This is a genomic window from Veillonella parvula (genome assembly GCF_032550495.1).
Lineage (GTDB): Bacteria > Bacillota > Negativicutes > Veillonellales > Veillonellaceae > Veillonella > Veillonella parvula_G.
Map to the genome: position 1 here is coordinate 338,764 of NZ_JAWFZJ010000002.1, position 17,410 is coordinate 356,173.

14 protein-coding genes and 1 tRNA gene are annotated in these 17,410 nt (G+C 40.4%); 12 read left to right on the forward strand and 3 right to left on the reverse strand.

The features are described 5' to 3' along the window. The first annotated feature begins 10 nt into the window (after window positions 1-10). Window positions 11-1,036, forward strand: a complete 1,026-nt coding sequence (gene mmuM, locus E6X37_RS05710; protein WP_287511238.1) for a homocysteine S-methyltransferase — start codon at window positions 11-13, stop codon at window positions 1,034-1,036. 96 nt (window positions 1,037-1,132) lie between these two features. On the opposite strand, the gene E6X37_RS05715 is transcribed toward mmuM, so the two are convergent. The 3 genes from E6X37_RS05715 to E6X37_RS05725 form a co-directional block, all read right to left on the reverse strand. Further along, window positions 1,133-1,223, reverse strand: a tRNA-Ser gene (locus tag E6X37_RS05715). Between the two features lie 216 nt (window positions 1,224-1,439). Beyond that, window positions 1,440-2,675: an FprA family A-type flavoprotein gene (locus E6X37_RS05720; protein WP_004697979.1), complete on the reverse strand. Its 1,236-nt coding sequence runs from the start codon at window positions 2,673-2,675 to the stop codon at window positions 1,440-1,442. Between the two features lie 165 nt (window positions 2,676-2,840). Next, the gene (locus E6X37_RS05725; RefSeq protein ID WP_316689669.1) at window positions 2,841-6,581 is read right to left on the reverse strand and encodes a phosphoribosylformylglycinamidine synthase; all 3,741 of its coding nucleotides are present in this window, start codon (window positions 6,579-6,581) and stop codon (window positions 2,841-2,843) included. Window positions 6,582-6,848: 267 nt separating this feature from the next. On the opposite strand from E6X37_RS05725, the gene E6X37_RS05730 reads away from it, so the two are divergent. The 11 genes from E6X37_RS05730 to purD all read left to right on the forward strand — a co-directional run bounded on the left by E6X37_RS05730 (window position 6,849) and on the right by purD (window position 17,325). After that, window positions 6,849-7,754: a LysR family transcriptional regulator gene (locus tag E6X37_RS05730; RefSeq protein ID WP_004693739.1), complete on the forward strand. Its 906-nt coding sequence runs from the start codon at window positions 6,849-6,851 to the stop codon at window positions 7,752-7,754. 254 nt (window positions 7,755-8,008) lie between these two features. Continuing rightward, window positions 8,009-8,584: a xanthine phosphoribosyltransferase gene (locus E6X37_RS05735; RefSeq protein ID WP_004693737.1), complete on the forward strand. Its 576-nt coding sequence runs from the start codon at window positions 8,009-8,011 to the stop codon at window positions 8,582-8,584. 27 nt (window positions 8,585-8,611) lie between these two features. Beyond that, entirely contained in the window at window positions 8,612-9,058 is a 447-nt protein-coding gene (locus E6X37_RS05740) for a hypothetical protein (protein WP_004693736.1), read from the forward strand. 11 nt (window positions 9,059-9,069) lie between these two features. Next, window positions 9,070-9,510 carry a hypothetical protein gene (locus tag E6X37_RS05745; RefSeq protein ID WP_004693734.1) on the forward strand — a complete coding sequence of 147 codons (441 nt, stop codon included), beginning with the start codon at window positions 9,070-9,072 and terminating at the stop codon, window positions 9,508-9,510. Window positions 9,511-9,943: 433 nt separating this feature from the next. Next, window positions 9,944-10,435, forward strand: coding sequence for a 5-(carboxyamino)imidazole ribonucleotide mutase (purE, locus tag E6X37_RS05750; protein ID WP_105087129.1), 492 nt, complete (start codon window positions 9,944-9,946; stop codon window positions 10,433-10,435). A 101-nt stretch (window positions 10,436-10,536) separates the two neighbouring features. Beyond that, the gene (gene purC, locus E6X37_RS05755) at window positions 10,537-11,265 is read left to right on the forward strand and encodes a phosphoribosylaminoimidazolesuccinocarboxamide synthase (RefSeq protein ID WP_021147770.1); all 729 of its coding nucleotides are present in this window, start codon (window positions 10,537-10,539) and stop codon (window positions 11,263-11,265) included. An 11-nt stretch (window positions 11,266-11,276) separates the two neighbouring features. Beyond that, a complete protein-coding gene (gene purF / locus E6X37_RS05760; protein ID WP_105087128.1) occupies window positions 11,277-12,695 on the forward strand; it encodes an amidophosphoribosyltransferase in 1,419 nt (472 codons plus the stop codon). Further along, on the forward strand, window positions 12,682-13,743 hold the full coding sequence (purM, locus tag E6X37_RS05765; protein ID WP_316581482.1) for a phosphoribosylformylglycinamidine cyclo-ligase: 1,062 nt from the start codon (window positions 12,682-12,684) through the stop codon (window positions 13,741-13,743). Before purF ends, purM begins: the two co-directional genes overlap by 14 nt. Beyond that, on the forward strand, window positions 13,736-14,359 hold the full coding sequence (gene purN / locus E6X37_RS05770; protein WP_316581483.1) for a phosphoribosylglycinamide formyltransferase: 624 nt from the start codon (window positions 13,736-13,738) through the stop codon (window positions 14,357-14,359). The genes purM and purN overlap by 8 nt, the downstream gene beginning before the upstream one ends. A gap of 26 nt (window positions 14,360-14,385) precedes the next feature. Then, entirely contained in the window at window positions 14,386-15,915 is a 1,530-nt protein-coding gene (purH, locus tag E6X37_RS05775) for a bifunctional phosphoribosylaminoimidazolecarboxamide formyltransferase/IMP cyclohydrolase (protein ID WP_278618500.1), read from the forward strand. A 147-nt stretch (window positions 15,916-16,062) separates the two neighbouring features. Then, a complete protein-coding gene (gene purD, locus E6X37_RS05780) occupies window positions 16,063-17,325 on the forward strand; it encodes a phosphoribosylamine--glycine ligase (RefSeq protein WP_316689670.1) in 1,263 nt (420 codons plus the stop codon). Window positions 17,326-17,410 lie beyond the last annotated feature (85 nt).

Genomic DNA, 17,410 nt, shown 5'->3' on the forward strand with positions numbered 1-17,410 from the left:
TATGTATAGAATGGGTGATATGATGGCTAAACGAAGTGCATTTTTAGATATTATTAAGGAAAAGGGCGCCCTCGTCTTGGATGGAGCTTTAGGGACCGAATTAGAGCGTTATGGCTGTGATATTCAACATAAGTTGTGGTCTGCTAAGGTTCTCATGGATCAGCCAGATATCATTAAGAAAATACATATTTCTTATTTAGCTGCGGGTGCCGATATCATTCAAAGCTCTGGCTATCAAGCGACAGTAGCAGGCTTTAAAGGTTTAGGTTATGGAACGGAAGAAGCGATAGAGCTTGTTAAACTATCTGTTCGTTTAGCCATGCAAGCTCGTAATGAGTTTTTAGAAGCAAAGGCGAGTGGGGCGCTTACATTGCGTGGTATTACGCTCGGTGAAGAGACTCCTGAGGGGGTTAGATATTTTTCTGAAGGTGCTTTACCTAAACCGTTGGTGGCAGCCTCTGTAGGACCTTATGGCGCTTTCTTGGCTGATGGCTCTGAATACCGTGGTTATCCTGATGTGCAAACAGAATATCTAGAGATATTCCATATTCCACGGCTAGCATTATTCTGCGAAGAACATCCAGACATATTATCCTTTGAAACTATACCGTCTTATGCTGAAGCAATCGCTATTGCGAGAGCTATGTCTGATCCGTTTACATCCAAAGGTATTCCCGGATGGATTTCTTTTTCTTGTAAGGATGGGCATCATGTTTCTAGTGGCGAAACCATTATTAAATGTGCACAAATGATCGACAAGGTACATCCTATTACGGGGATTGGCATTAATTGTACTAAACCGGAATATGTAGAATCATTGATAAAAGATATTCGTACTGTTACAGAGAAACCGATTGCTGTATATCCGAACCTTGGTGAAAGCTATGATAGTAAAACTAAAACTTGGTATGGCGATGCTGCATCATTTGTAGACTACGTTGAGGTATGGCGAAAAGCTGGAGCTGAAATCATTGGTGGCTGTTGTAGAACAACACCTGAAATTATCGGTGATATTGCAAAGAAAATTCACAACTAATATAGTGTGATATACAAAAAGCTATTCGAGTATAATTCGAATAGCTTTTTCTTTATATGCAAATAAAAAAGCAGTGCGAAAGCACTGCTTTTACTATGGCGGAGAGACAGGGATTTGAACCCTGGGTACGGGATAACCGCACACATGATTTCCAATCATGCTCCTTCAGCCGCTCGGACACCTCTCCATGTATTTTGTTGTGTAACAGGTACTTGTATAGTATATGAAAAAGTTAGATTTATGTCAAGCAAAAAAATAGTAGAATTATTGCATATTTACAAGGCTTTTAAAATATAGTATTTGATCTCAATAAATGGATATAAACCAAAAATCATAGCTTACTTTTAGGCGTATAAATCTGGTATATAAAAAGAAAAAGCCGCCTAAATAGGCGGCTCTTGTATTAGAATACGTCTTTAATTTCAGCAGCTTCAATGGATGCTTTAATATCGTCTGCCATTTTTTCGATTAATGGAAGATCTTCTTCTTTCAAAGAGGATTTGATATCTAGTGGTTCGGAAACGATTTCAATGTCTTTGAAGTCATTTTCGAAATGGGAAACCATTGTTTTCATCGCAGCGGAAGCCCAAGAGTGGTTACCAATGATGGATACTTTATGGTTTTGGAAGTTAAGGGCTTTTAATTCATGAATAAAGTTTTCCATAGTAAGGTATAGATTCAAGTTATATGTAGGTGCGATAGTTACCAAGTTAGTATATTTCCAAGCATCGGAGATGATGTAGGAAGCATTAGTTTTGGAAACATCGTAAATTTTGATATCTGTAACGCCACGTTTGGAGAGTTGTTTAGCCAATTGTTGAGCAATAGCACGAGTATTGCCATACATGGAACCAAAAGCGATAACAACACCTTTTTTCTCAGCTGTATAGCTGGACCAATGTAAGTATTTGTGTGTGATATATTGGATAGATTCAGGGGTGCGCCAGATTGGACCATGAAGTGGAGCAATCCGTTTGATATCAAGGCTAGAAATTTTGCGAAGCGCATTTTGTACTTGTGGTCCATATTTACCAACGATATTTGTATAGTAACGGCGAGCTTCTTCTTCGTATGTAGCTACGAAATCGGTTTGATCAGCAAAGATATTACCATTAACTGTACCGAATGTACCAAAAGCATCTGCAGAGAACAATGTGCCTGTAGATTTTTCGTATGTACAAGTTACTTCAGGCCAGTGAACCATAGGCATAGTGTAAGAAACCAAAGTATGTTTACCTAAACAGATTTCATCGCCTTCTTTAATTTGATGGTATTGTTCTGGTTTTGGAGTGTTATAGAATTGCTCAAACATGCGGAATGTTGTAGCATTACCTACCATTTTACAATTTGGATACCGTTCCAATGTTTCCAATAATGTTTGGCAATGATCAGGCTCCATATGGTTTACGACGATGTAATCAAGTTCACGACCATTTAAGAGGTGAGTCAAGTTGTCGAAGTACTCTTCACGAATTTCAGCATCTACAGAGTCTACCACACAAGTCTTTTCATCGTCGATGAAATAGCTGTTATAGCTAACACCATTTGGAATAGGAAATAAGTTTTCGAAACGTTCTGTTGTCCAGTCATTACTACCAATCCAGTAGATATTATGAGTCATTTTCTGAGCACAATGCATAATAAAATCCTTTCTTAACCCACACTAGGTATGTATAGCTTTACATGAGAACTCATGTCTGTAAATATAGTATCAATTTATAATACTAATATTTTCGAAAAAAATCAATATTGAAAAAGCCTACTTGAAGAAGTAGGCTTTCACATGAAAGTTCATAGTGACCAATTATTTGAAGTATTTTACACCAGATGTAAAGATTGGCATTTCTAATTGGCCAGGAATATTTTTGCTGATGCCTGCACCACAGCGTTCGGAGTGTGCCATTTTGCCGAATACGCGACCATCAGGGCTATAAATACCTTCGATAGCAGCTACAGATTGGTTAGGATTGAAGCAACTATCCATGGAGGCGATACCATCAAAGTCTACATATTGTGTAGCGATTTGGCCAGTTTTATTGAACTCTAACACTTGTTGAGGAGACGCTATAAAGCGACCTTCGCCGTGAGAAATTGGTACCGTGTAAATTTCTCCCGCTTTAGCATCACTCATCCAAGGGGACTTTGTGGAAATAACTTTCGTATTGACCATGCGAGATAAGTGACGACCAATGGTATTGTATGTCAATGTAGGATGATCTGCAGTTAACGTTTCAATATGTCCACCAGGTAATAAGCCTAACTTGATGAGCGCTTGGAAGCCGTTACAAATACCTAATACAAGGCCATCTTGTTTGTACAAGAGGTTTTCTAAACCTTCTGCAAGGTATGGGTTGCGGAAGAGGGTGGCTATGAATTTACCAGAACCATCTGGCTCATCACCGGCACTGAAACCTCCTGGGAACATAAGAATTTGAGACTCTGCTAATTTAGCTTTGATTACGTCGATAGATTCTTTTAATTGTTCTGGAGTTTGGTTGCGGATAAGCACGATATCTGTTTCTGCACCAGCCCGTTCAAAGGCGCGAGCAGAGTCAAATTCACAGTTTGTGCCAGGGAATACTGGAATAAGAACTTTTGGTTTGGCACCTAGGGAGGTGCTGCGAGGTTTAGCGTGTTGATCATGAATGTAAGCGACTGCTTCACCAAAGCCGTTTGGTGCATGCATAGGGAAGATATCGTTTAGAGGTGCTTCATAAGCAGCTTGTATTTCTTTGAGAGAAACAGATTGTCCTTCCCATTCGATAACAGGTGTGGCTTGGGTTACACCGATAACCTTCACATCAGGTAATTCTAAAAGATAATTAACAGCCGTAATATCTACTTCAACGATGAAGGAACCAAGGGCTGGTTGGAAGATACCACGTTCAGCGTATTTATCGAATTTAACACCAATATTGTTGCCAAGGGCCATTTTAGTGACTGCTTCAGGAATGCCGCCTTGATCAACTACATAAGCAGAGTATACGCGACCTTTTTCAATTTGTTCTTGTAGTATATCGCAGTTTTCTTTGAATCGATCCCAATCAGGGGTGTCATCGTATGTACGAGGTACATCGAAGAATACGAGTCGGTGATCTACGCCTTTAAGGTCTTGGCTCACAATATTATCTACATGAGCTGTACCAACCGCAAAGGATACGAGAGTAGGGGGAACGGTAAGATCCATAAATGTACCGCTCATAGAGTCCTTGCCGCCGATAGCGCCGATTTCAAGTTCTTTTTGTGCTTTATAAGCACCAAGTAAAGCTGCTACTGGCTTACCCCAAGATTCTTTGGAGTTGAGGCGTTCAAAATATTCTTGTAATGTTAAGTATGCGTCTTCTCGGCGACCGCCAAGAGCTACTAATTTTGCTACAGATAAAAGCACTGCATATTGCGCACCATGATAAGGGCTCCATGTAGATAACTCAGGCACAAAACCGTGAGTCATAATACTAGCCGTTGTAGTTTCACCGTTTAGAACCGGTAATTTAGCAACCATGCCTTGGGTAGGCGTTTTTTGGAATTTGCCACCGAATGGCATGAGAACCGTATTGGCGCCCACAGTGCTGTCAAAGCGTTCCGCTAAGCCTTGTTGGGATGCTGCATTTAAATCGGATACGGCTGCGAGCCATTTTTCCTTGAAGTTATCTGCACTAGCAGAACCGCGCAAGAAGTAAGAACGATCTGTAGGAGCTTTTACGATAGCTTCTTGTTGTTGACTTGCACCATTTGTATTTAAAAAGTCGCGGCTAATATCTACAATTGTTTCGCCATTCCAGTTCATAACAAGGCGATTTGTATCAGTTACCTTAGCTACAACTGTGCACTCCAAGTTTTCTTCGTCGCAGTATGCTTTGAATGCCTCTACATCAGAAGCAGCGATAACACAGGCCATGCGCTCTTGGGATTCAGAGATGGCTAACTCTGTACCATCGAGGCCAGCATATTTTTTAGGGACTAAGTCGAGATTGATTGATACACCATCAGTTAGTTCACCGATAGCGACAGATACACCGCCTGCACCAAAGTCATTACAACGTTTGATAAGTGTCGTTACTTCGCCACGACGGAATAAACGTTGGATTTTACGCTCTGTAAGAGCATTGCCTTTTTGGACTTCTGCACCGCATGTGGATAGAGAGTCAACGGTATGTTCTTTAGAGGAACCTGTAGCGCCACCACAGCCATCACGGCCAGTTTTACCACCTAGCAATACTACCACATCGCCTGCAACTGGTACCTCACGGCGAACTTGGTTGCGAGGTGCAGCACCGATAACTGCGCCGATTTCCATGCGCTTTGCTACGTAGCCAGGATGGTAATATTCTTTTACTTCACCTGTAGCAAGGCCGATTTGGTTGCCGTAAGAGGAGTAACCACGAGCTGCTTCTTGGGTGATCTTTCTTTGTGGTAATTTGCCTTCCAATGTATCTTCAAGTCTTGTATGTGGATCGCCAGAGCCTGTGATGCGCATAGCTTGGTATACGTAGGCGCGACCGCTCAATGGGTCGCGAATACAACCACCTAAGCAGGTAGCTGCGCCCCCAAATGGTTCGATTTCAGTAGGGTGGTTATGGGTTTCGTTTTTGAATAGTAACAACCATTCTTCAGTCTTGCCATTTACATCGACAGGGATGATGATTGTACATGCATTGATTTCATCAGATTCATCGAGATTTGTAAGTCCTCCAGCGTGGCGCAATTCTTTTACAGCCAATGTAGCCATGTCCATGAGGGAGCGAGCTTTTTTCTTAGTCGTGTAGAGCTCAGCACGGCCTTCCATATATTCTTCGAAGGCTTCCTTTATAGAACCGGTGAAGCGGCTGTCTTCAATGGTAATATCTGTTAACTCGGTCATAAAGGTAGTGTGACGGCAATGGTCAGACCAATATGTATCGAAGAGGCGAATTTCTGTAATCGTAGGATTGCGGTGTTCCACCTCTGCGTATTGTTGTCTAATCATTTGAAGGTCTGCTAATGTCATAGCAAGACCGTAGTTTTTGATGAGAGCTTCTAAATCATCATTGCTCATCGTAGTAAAGCCATTGATTGTTGCCACCGGTTTTGGATCTTCTAAATCGAGAGCTAAGGTATTTGGTACGTCAAGGCTCGCTTTGCGGGAATCAACAGGGTTAATGTAGTAGGCCTTAATGACATTTTCTTGTTCTTTTGTAAAGGTGCCTTCGATAGCATATACGCGAGCACAACGCACGATGTGGCCGGATGTAAGTGTGAGCATAGAAATACATTGCTCTGCGCTATCAGCACGTTGATCGTATTGACCTGGCACATATTCAACAGCAAATACAAAGTCTTGTACACTTGGAATTTTTTCTAATACAGTATCTACAGGAGGTTCAGAAAAAATTAAATTTTTAGCAGACTCTAGATCTTTTGCATCTAAATTTTCGATGTCGTATCGCTCATAGATAGTCACATCTGTAGCAGGCATAGATAATTCCTGTTGTAAGGTTTGTAACATGCGTTGCGCTTCTAGGTTGAAAGATTCTCGTTTTGTTACGAATAATCGTTGTATAGCCATTGTAGCCTCCTGTAATGTATATAATTCCCTATGGGATATTGACAAATTAAGTATAGTCGGTCTAGACTTATAAGTAAAGATAATCTTACTAATGAAAAGATTAGAAATACTAATAAATATGAAGAGTTCATGAAGGTCATAAGACCTAACTTTCATGAAGATTTCTACATATTCATTATATATTGAGAGTCTATAGTTATAATAGGGTAATGATATGTGTATTTAAAAGTAAGAAGTTACTATTAGTATATAACAGAGGTGAATAAAATGGCAGTATCTGCAGATTTATATAGAACCTTTCTAGGGGTAGGCTTATATTTATCTTTTTCCCGTGCCGCAAAAGAATTAGGCGTGTCCCAATCCGCCATCAGTCAAAGTATTAAACAATTAGAAGGAGAACTTAATATGCCTCTCTTCGTGCGTACTACAAAATCTGTAGGGTTCACGCCAGAAGGTAAAGAATTGTTTGATACGGTAGCTAAAGCTTTCTCCATTCTTGATAATGGTGTTACCCAATTACAAGAACGGGTTAGTCAAGCTTATGAAAGTTTAAATTTGGCTGCCACAGATACTTTGTGTCGCCATTTCCTATTGCCTTATTTCCACAAATGGCAATTACAAGAAAGTGAAATTGGCTTACATATCATTAATCGTCCGTCTCCTGATTGTGTAGAATTAGTACTCAATAAAGAGGCGCAATTAGCCGTGGTTAATGATTATGAGGGCTTGAGAGATAATCCTCAGCTAGAGGTAACTACGCTAGCTACCATTCAAGATGTCTTTGTTGGCGGTCCTGACTATAAAGGGGCAGGATTCTTTGATCAAGGGCGCCTTCTTAACGAGCCTATTTTACTTTTGCATAAAGGCTCTGCTAGTCGTACATTCTTTGACGATGTAACACATGGTGCTTGTCGTAAGCCTCGCTTTGAATTGGGTAGCGTCGATGTATTACTAGATCTTGTAGAAATCAACATGGGTATTTCCATGTTACCTAATCATGTGGTACAACAAAAAATGCAAGAAGGGACTATTGTGCGCATCGATACAGATATTCCGGTACCAACACGCGACATTGTGCTTGTGCGTTCTCGCTTGGTTCCTCAATCTGAAGGGGCTGCAAGATTTACGTCCTTACTAGTTAATCGTGAAAGTACTCGAGATAAAGTTTTATAAGAAAAAGACATGTTTAAAGACATACTTTAGGAAACTTTCTTAAAGTGTGTCTTTTTATATATTAGTGTGAGTTTTACCGTGCTATATTATATTCCTATAAAGCAGTTGAGTTATATAATTCATATATGAAATATTTAAGTCTTATTTGCAATGATATTTATGGGGTATATTATAAGACTTTTACTAGATATAGGTTGACCCTAAGGGGTTGTTTACGTTAAAATTTAAAGATAGTTATGCGGAGGTATGAGCACATGGAATTATTAAAAGAACGCATTCGTGAAGAGGGGATTGTCCTCAATAATCGAGTGCTGAAAGTAGATGGGTTCTTAAACCATCAAATCGATCCACAATTGTTTAAGGCGATTGGTAAAGAAATCGCGGATCGTTACCGTGATGCAGGTGTACAACGTATTGTTACCATCGAAGCATCTGGTATTGCGTTGGCGTTGATGGCCGCGCTTGAACTAGACGTGCCATTGGTATTTGCGCGTAAGAAAAAATCCATCCTTATGGTAGATGATGTATATCATAGTGTTGTGTACTCTTATACAAAAGAAGAGAATTATGATATCACTATTTCTAAAAAATTCTTGCCAGCTGGTGAAAAAGTGTTGATTATCGACGATTTCTTGGCGTCTGGTGAGGCGGCTATGGGCCTTGCTAAGTTGGTTCAAGACGCAGGTGATGAAGTAGTAGGCATGGCGATTGCTATCGAAAAGTCCTTCCAACCTGGTCGTGAACGCTTGGAAAATGCGGGCTACCGTGTAGAGTCTTTAGTTCGCATTAAAGAATTCAAAGATAATGGTTGTGTGTTTATCGAAGACTAATTTGTCTGATTATTGTTAGAGGGAATTATGAATAAAAAAGCAGAAAAATTCGACTTACTCGTTGCTGACCTTAACAAAGGCGGTAACACTTGGTTTACAAAGGAAGAAATGACAGACGATCTTAATACAGTTGTATATCATGGTCGTTTGGATGTTCATGAGCATAGCTTGCCTGTGTTCATCGTTGTAGACGATTCTGCGTTCACCTATGTACGCATCGCTATCACAACAACATCTATTGATAAAAAAGTGATTCCTGCGGTATTGAAAGAACTTAACACGTTAAATCAAGATTACAAGATATCTAAATATTACGTGAGCAATGAAGATAATAACATTTATATGGATGTGTCTATACCATGTTTGAATGAACAATTTGATCCTACTGTAGTAGTGAATCTTATGCTTGAAGTTATTCAACCGCATTTAGATACTGTACATAAAGATATTCTTAAAGTAGCTGGCTTAGCTTAATAGAGGTTGTTATGAATCCTAAATCCTTATTATTTGATAAGTTTTTGAAAGAAGAAGAAATCATATCTTTTGAACGGAAGGATTTTGATGATGAAGACGGTACAGTAGTATATCGTTCTTATATCAAGTCTCCTTTATGGGATATGCCTTTGTTCGTCATTCTCGATAACAGCATTTATAGTGTAGTTCGTTTAGTGTTAGGCCCTGAAAAGGTAACAGCACAAAATATGAATGCCTTGAATGCATTAATTAATCGTGACAATGCGACATATAAAAATTACAAACTTTATATTGATGAACAAGACTCTAGCCTATACTTGGATTGTGTATATATGTGTGGTGATGATGCGTTCGAGCCTGCATTGATGTATGCGTTGATGTCTTCTATTGTAGATTATATTCCAGAATCTGTAGGTGAATTGAAAGCTGCCTTTGAAAGTGGTACTCACTAATCAATAATAGATACAAGTTAAGTGATCTAATGTTCGGAATTATGAAAAGAGGATAACCTGTTTATAAATGGGTTATCCTCTTTTTGTATGGATAAGAAAAAACATATAAATATTTTAATCGATAGAGTAAGTTTGTGTTATTATAAGATTGAAAAGGCAGTATTTTATTTTACAGATTTATTTAAAATTATTTTATATGATGCAATCTATATTTTTTCAATAGTTCGGAATATAACGAATGATAAAAATATTTAATAAAAAAATATTCGAAAATAGTATTGATTTTGTAAATGTTAGGTGTTACAATTTGAGTACAAGAAGGAGGTAGCACCGTGAACTATGCAAATCAACAAACTCAAAGCAAGTCTACGGAGGCTATTTGCGCGTATTTGTCCCAGTCTGTTTTGGCTGGGCTTTTTTATTAGGAGGATCTATGAAGGTCGGTATTATCATGGGCAGCAAGTCTGACCTGGACACAATGAAAAAAGCATCTGCCGTACTTGATGAATTTAATATTCCCTATGAAATGGTTATTGCCTCAGCTCATCGTACCCCAGAGGCTGTAAAAAATTTTGTTATACGACTTGAAGGTGAAGGAGCTATTGCTTTTATTGCTGGTGCAGGCGCAGCGGCTCATTTACCTGGTGTGGTGGCGAGCTTCACTACACTACCAGTTATCGGCATCCCACTTAATGCAACCGCATTAAAAGGTATTGATTCTCTACTTGCTATTGTACAAATGCCATCTGGCATGCCTGTAGCAACCATGGCTGTAGATGGTGCTAAAAATGCAGCGCTCTTTGCAGTACAAATTGGAGCAGCTTTCAATAAAGACCTGAAAGAACAATATCAACAATATCGTAAAGATATGGCTGAAAAAGTCTTGGCAGACAATGCAGAATTACAAGGTGCTATTCATATTTAATCATCTAAATCATCGGTGATTAAATGTTGGTTAAGAAAAACAGTTTATTTAGATATCTATTATATAGTTTGTATCATTAATTATGATAAAGGAGAAAGATCATGGCTAACATCGATTTGGAAAAATTAACATTATTGTATGAAGGGAAAGCAAAACAAGTATATGCAACAGATAACAAAGATGAGTACATCGTTCATTACAAAGATGATGCCACTGCATTTAATGGTGAAAAACATGACACCATCCTTGGTAAAGGCGTGTTGAATAACAAAATTTCCTCTTTCTTCTTTGAATTGTTGAAAAAAGAAGGCGTACCAACTCATTTCGTTCGTCGTGAAGATGATCGCAACCAAACAGTACTTACATTGAAAATAGTTCCTCTTGAAGTTATCGTTCGTAATATTGCGGCTGGCTCTATGGCTAAACGCTTTGGCATTGAAGAAGGAACTCCACTTAAACATCCAATTCTTGAATTCTGCTATAAAAATGATGAACTAGGCGATCCATTTGCCAACGAATCCCAAATCACTGCACTTGGTTGGGCCACTCAAGAGCAACTTGATGTAATTTCTACAATTACTTTAAAGGTAAACGATATTTTGAAAAAATTCTTGGCTACTAAAAATGTAACCCTTGTAGATTTTAAATTAGAATTTGGTACCCATAATGGTGAAATTTTATTGGGTGATGAAATTTCTCCCGATACATGCCGTTTCTGGGATGCTACAACTGGTGAAAAACTCGACAAAGACCGTTTCCGTCGAGATCTTGGTAATATTGAAGAAGCATATAAGGAAATGTTATTCCGTCTTACAGGTGAGCGTGCCTAATAGGGGGGAAGATGAACTACGATTCTGTTTTTGACAAATGGCACGAAGAGTGTGGTGTATTCGGCATCTATGATAGGACCGTTGATGTAGCACGCTATGTATATTGGGGGCTATTTGCTCTCCAACATCGTGGTCAAGAAAGTGCGGGCATTGCTGTTACCGATGGTCATGATGTAGAACTGAAAAAAGGCATGGGCTTGTTGACCGAGGCTATCAAAGAATTACCAGCATTGCCAAGTTATATGGGGACTGGTCATGTGCGGTACTCTACGACTGGGTCCAATAATCCGCGTAATATCCAGCCTTTGGTTATTCACTACCAAGGCGGTCAAATTGCGGTGGCTCACAATGGAAACTTAACGAATGCCTTATCTATTCGAAAATGTCTCGAAGCCGATGGTTCCATCTTTCAAACGACGATGGATTCTGAGGTTATCGTAAACTTGATAGCCCGCTCTAAAGCAGAAACACAAGCGGAACGGATTGCCGATGCAGCTCGTCAAATTGAAGGGGCGTTCTCTCTAGTCATTACTACGAACGACTCCTTAGTAGGTGTACGAGATCCTCAAGGATTTAGACCACTTTGCTTAGGTAAAACAGAAAATGGTTATGTGCTCTCTAGTGAAAGCTGTGCTTTTGATGCGATTAAGGCAGAGTTTATTCGCCATATAGATCCTGGTGAAATGGTTATCATCGATGACTCTGGTGTGCGTAGTACTATGTATGCGGAACCAGAAAAAATCGACAAAAAACTTTGCGTCTTTGAATACATCTATTTTGCACGTGGCGATAGTCATATCGATGGTCAATCCGTATATCAATCTCGGCTAAATATGGGCCGCGAACTATATAACGAAACTAAGTATGATGCAGACATCGTAATGTCCATTCCGGATTCCGGTACAACAGCTGCATTAGGTTATGCTCGTGCATCGGGTATCCCTTTTGCGGAAGGTTTAGTTAAGAACCGTTATAGCGGCCGTACCTTTATTAAACCAAATCAAGAGGAACGAGAATTAGCTGTTCGTATGAAGCTAAATGCATTGCCACATATTGTTGGAGGTAAGCGTATCGTCCTTATTGATGATTCTATTGTGCGCGGTACTACGAGTGGTATCATTGTAAAAATGCTAAAAGAGGCTGGTGCTAAAGAGATTTATATGTGTATTAGTTCTCCAACTATTGAGTACTCCTGTCACTATGGCATTGATACATCAGTGCGTAAAGAACTTATAGCAGCTACTCATACTGTGGATGAAATTAGAGATTTTATCAAGGCTGATAAATTACATTACTTGTCTCGTGAAGGCCTATGTCGTGCTGTATCTGATGTAAAGCCAGATGATTTATGTTTTGCATGTTTCAATGGTGATTATAGTGTAGCGGTTCCTGCGGACCAAGAGGAAGGGGTCAAATATGTGCTCGAATAAAACTAGTTTAACCTATTGCGATGCAGGTGTTGATATCGATGCAGGTAATCGCGCCGTAGAATTGATGAAAGAATCTGTTAAACGGACGTATACACCGGGTGTTGTTGGTGATCTAGGTGGTTTTGGGGGAATCTATTCCTTAGCTGGTCATGCTATGTCTGATCCTATGCTCGTATCTGGTACAGATGGGGTGGGTACCAAATTACGTCTCGCTATTATGATGGATAAACATGATACTATCGGTCAAGACTGCGTAGCTATGAGTGTTAATGATATCCTCGTACAAGGTGCTACACCTTTATTCTTCCTTGATTATATTGCGGTTGGCAAACTAGAGCCTGTAAAAGTGGCGGATATCGTACGTGGTGTAGCTGAGGCGTGCGAAGAATCAGGCTGCGCTTTACTAGGCGGTGAAACTGCTGAGATGGCAGGTTTCTACGATGATGAGGATTATGATGTAGCTGGTTTTGCCGTTGGTATCGTAGATCGTCCTAAATTGATTACTGGTGAAAGTATCAAGGCAGGAGACGTTATTCTTGGGTTACCATCTTCTGGGGTTCATTCTAATGGTTTCTCGTTAGTTCGTAAAATTGTATTTGATCACAAGGGTTTCTCCATTGGTCAAGATATTCCTGAATTTGGCAAAACACTGGGAGAAGAATTATTAACGCCAACGCGCTTATACCCTAAAGCTGTATTGCCGTTGATTAAAGAAAGCCTACTTAAAGGTATGGTTCATATTACGGGCGGCGGTTTCTATGAAAATATTCCTCGCGTCTTACCTACGGGAGTAACAGCAGAGATCGATTGTGATACATGGCCTCGCGTTCCAGTTTTTGAAAAGCTACAAGAATGGGGCAATGTAGATTGGCATGAAATGTACCGTACTTTTAACATGGGCATTGGCATGATCCTCATAGTGGACGCTACGGATGTGGATCGAGTAAAGGCAAATCTTGAAAGTCGTAATGAAGCGGTTTATGAAATTGGTCATATCGTTAAAGGCGAAGGTCCAGTTGTTGTAAAAGGGGCGGTATTTAATGACTAGTTCCTTAGTTAAAAAACGTCTAGCTCTATTCGCAAGCGGTAGAGGCTCCAATGGGGAAGCCCTCTATAAAGCCATGCAAGAAGGATATATTAATGGTGAGTTTGTAGTTATCATTACAGATCACGGTGATGCAGGGATTGTTGAACGTTCTAAACCTTGGAATATTCCACTCATTGTCATCGAACGTAGCGACTATGATTCTAAAACTAGCTTTGAACAAGCCCAGTTAGATGCGTTAGAGCCCTACAAGGTAGATGGTATCGTTTTGGCTGGATATATGCGCATTGTAGGGGCTCCACTGATTGAGCACTATGAGCATAGAATTTTAAATATCCATCCTGCCTTGTTGCCATCCTTTCCGGGACTACATGGACATCAACAAGCTATCGATGCGGGCGTAAAGGTAACTGGTTGTACGGTACATTTTGTTGATGCCGGAATGGATACAGGTCCTATTATCATGCAGAATACAGTTCCTGTATTACCTGATGATACAGAGGATGTTTTGAGTGATAGATTATTACCTATAGAACATAAAACATATAAAGAGGCGTTACGACTATTTTGTGAGGATAAGCTCACTATAAAAGGTCGTACGGTTTATATTGAAGATTGATATGTGTAAGCAAATGGAGAGGTTACATGATTAAAAATGCACTGCTTAGTGTTTCTGATAAAACGGGTATTGTAGATTTTGCAAAAGGTTTAGTTGACTTAGGTGTAACCATTTATTCGACAGGTGGTACGCTTAAGGTGATTACCGATGCAGGTATTTCTGCAAAAGCTGTAGAGTCTTTGACAGGTTTTCCAGAAATGATGGATGGCCGAGTAAAAACTTTACATCCTAACGTGCATGGTGGTATTTTGGCGATCCGTGATAATGCGGAGCATAAACAAGCTATGGCAGAACATGGTATCGAACCAATCGACCTTGTTGTGGTTAATCTTTACCCGTTCCGTGAAACCATTGCAAAACCTAATGTGTCCCTAGAAGAGGCCATTGAAAATATCGATATTGGTGGCCCTACGATGGTTCGTTCTGCCGCAAAAAATCATGCGTACGTAGGCATCGTAGTAAATCCAAATCATTACGATGAAATCTTGGAGATGCTCAAAGACAAAGGAAAATTGACTAAGGAATATCGCTTTGGTCTTGCCAAAGAAGCCTTTGCTCATACAGCGGCTTACGATGTGGCTATCGCTAATTATATGAGTGGAATCTTGCATGAAGGTCCTACACCTCCTGAGTATTTGAGCGCTTATGAAAAGGTAACAAATCTTAGATATGGCGAAAATCCGCATCAACAAGCAGCGTTCTACAAAGAAATTGGTACAGCTCATGGCATGGGGGCTTTGAAACAACTACATGGCAAAGAGCTTTCCTATAACAATATTGTAGACATGGAAGCGGCATGGAATATGGTATGGGAGTTTACTAATCCAGCTGCATGTATAATTAAGCATACGAACCCATGTGGTGCCGCTACTGCATCTACATTACATGATGCCTATGTAAATGCGTACGAAGCTGATTCCGTATCTGCCTTTGGTGGCATCGTAGCCTTAAATCGTGAAGTAGATGCAAGTACAGCGGAGGAAATGAGCAAAATTTTCTTAGAAGTTATTATGGCGCCAGCTTTCACAAAAGAAGCATTAGAAATCCTTGAAGCAAAGAAAAATATTCGCCTCATCGAGCTATCTAAGCCGGAATCTGGCCAAGTGACAGTGAAAAAGGTGTCTGGTGGTTTATTAGTGCAAACAGAAGACGATCTCGTAGAAGACCGCGCCAATTATAAAGTTGTTACGAAGGTACAACCGACAGAGGAACAATGGAAAGCCCTTGAATTTGCATGGAAACTTGTAAAACATGTAAAGTCCAATGCTATTTTGATTTCTAATGAAAAACGTACCCTTGGAGTTGGGGCCGGTCAGATGAATCGCGTAGGCTCTGCAAAAATTGCCCTTGAACAAGCCGGGGAAGCCGCAAAAGGCGCTGTATTGGCATCCGATGCATTCTTCCCGTTTGGCGATACCGTAGAAACAGCGGCAAAGCATGGCATCGCAGCTATTATTCAACCAGGTGGCTCTATTCGCGATGAAGAGTCCATCAAAGCGGCTGACGAAGCGGGCATTGCCATGGTATTTACAAATATTCGTCACTTTAAACATTAATTGGTTAAGAGCTTTTAGCGGATTGTTAAACACTATCAGGGCAAAATATCTATTGTATGGTCAATAATTATTGATGTTTGGAGTAGTCTCGTTATGTGTTTATATTTATTATAAACTTAATGGCGTTTAGGCGCCGATGGAGGACTTATGAAAGTATGTGTAATCGGTAGCGGCGGCCGCGAACATGCATTGGCGTGGCGATTGTCCATCAGCCCTAGCGTAACAAAGGTTTATGCTATTCCTGGTAGCGCAGCCATGTCAGATTGTGCAGAGCTAGTTGGCATCGATTGGCAACAAAGTGATCATTTGATTAGCTTTTTGAAAGAGAATCAAGTTGATTTAGTTGTTGTTGGGCCTGAGGCTCCTTTGGTAGCAGGCTTAGCAGATGTACTCAATAAGGCGGGAATTCCAGTTTTTGGTCCATCCAAAGCCGCCGCTCAACTAGAGGGCTCAAAGGTGTTTGCCAAGGATCTCATGAAAAAATACAACATTCCAACTGCTGCGTATGGTGTATTTCATAAGATAGATGAAGCGAAAGCTTTTATTGCTCAAACAGGAGCTCCTATTGTTGTTAAAGCTGACGGCTTGGCGGCAGGGAAGGGTGTTGTAGTAGCTATGACCGTCGACGAAGCGAATGCGGCTGTGGAAGATATGCTCAGCGGTAATCGATTCGGAGATGCAGGCAGCACCGTTGTTATTGAAGAGTTTATGGAAGGTGAAGAGGCTAGTTTATTAGCCTTTGTAGATGGTAAGACCGTTGTTCCCATGATTGCCTCTCAAGATCATAAACGCATCTTTGATGGGGATAAAGGGGCTAATACTGGTGGCATGGGGACTTATGCACCGGCACCAGTTCTTACGGATGCATTGCGGGACGAAGCGATGAAAACTATCTTGGAGCCTATAGTAGCGGCCATGGAAAAGGAAGGTATGCTGTATGTGGGCTGCCTCTACGCTGGGCTTATGATTACTGACGAAGGTCCTAAGGTGGTAGAATTCAATGCGCGCTTTGGTGATCCTGAAACACAAGTTGTATTGCCGCTACTCGATGGTGATTTAGGTGAGATTATGATGGCCTGTGCTAAGGGCACATTAACCTCTAATATGGTGAAATGGAAAGATTCCTCAGCGGCCTGCGTTATCCTTGCTTCTAAGGGCTATCCTGAAACTTCATCAAAGGGCGATGTCATCAGTGGGGATATTAAACAATATGACACAACCATTGTATTCCATTCTGGTACAAAGCTTGTTGGTGAAAATTATGTTACTAATGGCGGTCGTGTGCTCGGTGTTGTCGGACTTGGCAAAGACCTTAGAACGGCACTTGATAGAGCCTATGGACGTATAGAGCATATCGACTTTGAAGGCATGCAATATCGTACAGATATTGGGGCTAAGGCTTTTAAATAAAGTAACAACATTTTGAATATAATGAAAACCTCTACATTCATGCACGACGCATGCGGTGTAGAGGTTTTATTTTCTACCTTTTAAC

Excerpts from the sequence above, each read along its gene's own strand:
- purF (WP_105087128.1), top strand. The coding sequence starts at position 11,277 with ATGAACTACGATTCTGTTTTTGACAAATGGCACGAAGAGTGTGGTGTA.
- purC (WP_021147770.1), top strand. The coding sequence starts at position 10,537 with ATGGCTAACATCGATTTGGAAAAATTAACATTATTGTATGAAGGGAAA.
- purN (WP_316581483.1), top strand. The coding sequence starts at position 13,736 with ATGACTAGTTCCTTAGTTAAAAAACGTCTAGCTCTATTCGCAAGCGGT.
- E6X37_RS05740 (WP_004693736.1), top strand. The coding sequence starts at position 8,612 with ATGAATAAAAAAGCAGAAAAATTCGACTTACTCGTTGCTGACCTTAAC.
- purM (WP_316581482.1), top strand. The coding sequence starts at position 12,682 with ATGTGCTCGAATAAAACTAGTTTAACCTATTGCGATGCAGGTGTTGAT.
- E6X37_RS05725 (WP_316689669.1), bottom strand. The coding sequence starts at position 6,581 with ATGGCTATACAACGATTATTCGTAACAAAACGAGAATCTTTCAACCTA.
- purH (WP_278618500.1), top strand. The coding sequence starts at position 14,386 with ATGATTAAAAATGCACTGCTTAGTGTTTCTGATAAAACGGGTATTGTA.
- E6X37_RS05745 (WP_004693734.1), top strand. The coding sequence starts at position 9,070 with ATGAATCCTAAATCCTTATTATTTGATAAGTTTTTGAAAGAAGAAGAA.
- purD (WP_316689670.1), top strand. The coding sequence starts at position 16,063 with ATGAAAGTATGTGTAATCGGTAGCGGCGGCCGCGAACATGCATTGGCG.
- E6X37_RS05735 (WP_004693737.1), top strand. The coding sequence starts at position 8,009 with ATGGAATTATTAAAAGAACGCATTCGTGAAGAGGGGATTGTCCTCAAT.
- purE (WP_105087129.1), top strand. The coding sequence starts at position 9,944 with ATGAAGGTCGGTATTATCATGGGCAGCAAGTCTGACCTGGACACAATG.
- E6X37_RS05730 (WP_004693739.1), top strand. The coding sequence starts at position 6,849 with ATGGCAGTATCTGCAGATTTATATAGAACCTTTCTAGGGGTAGGCTTA.
- mmuM (WP_287511238.1), top strand. The coding sequence starts at position 11 with ATGGGTGATATGATGGCTAAACGAAGTGCATTTTTAGATATTATTAAG.
- E6X37_RS05720 (WP_004697979.1), bottom strand. The coding sequence starts at position 2,675 with ATGCATTGTGCTCAGAAAATGACTCATAATATCTACTGGATTGGTAGT.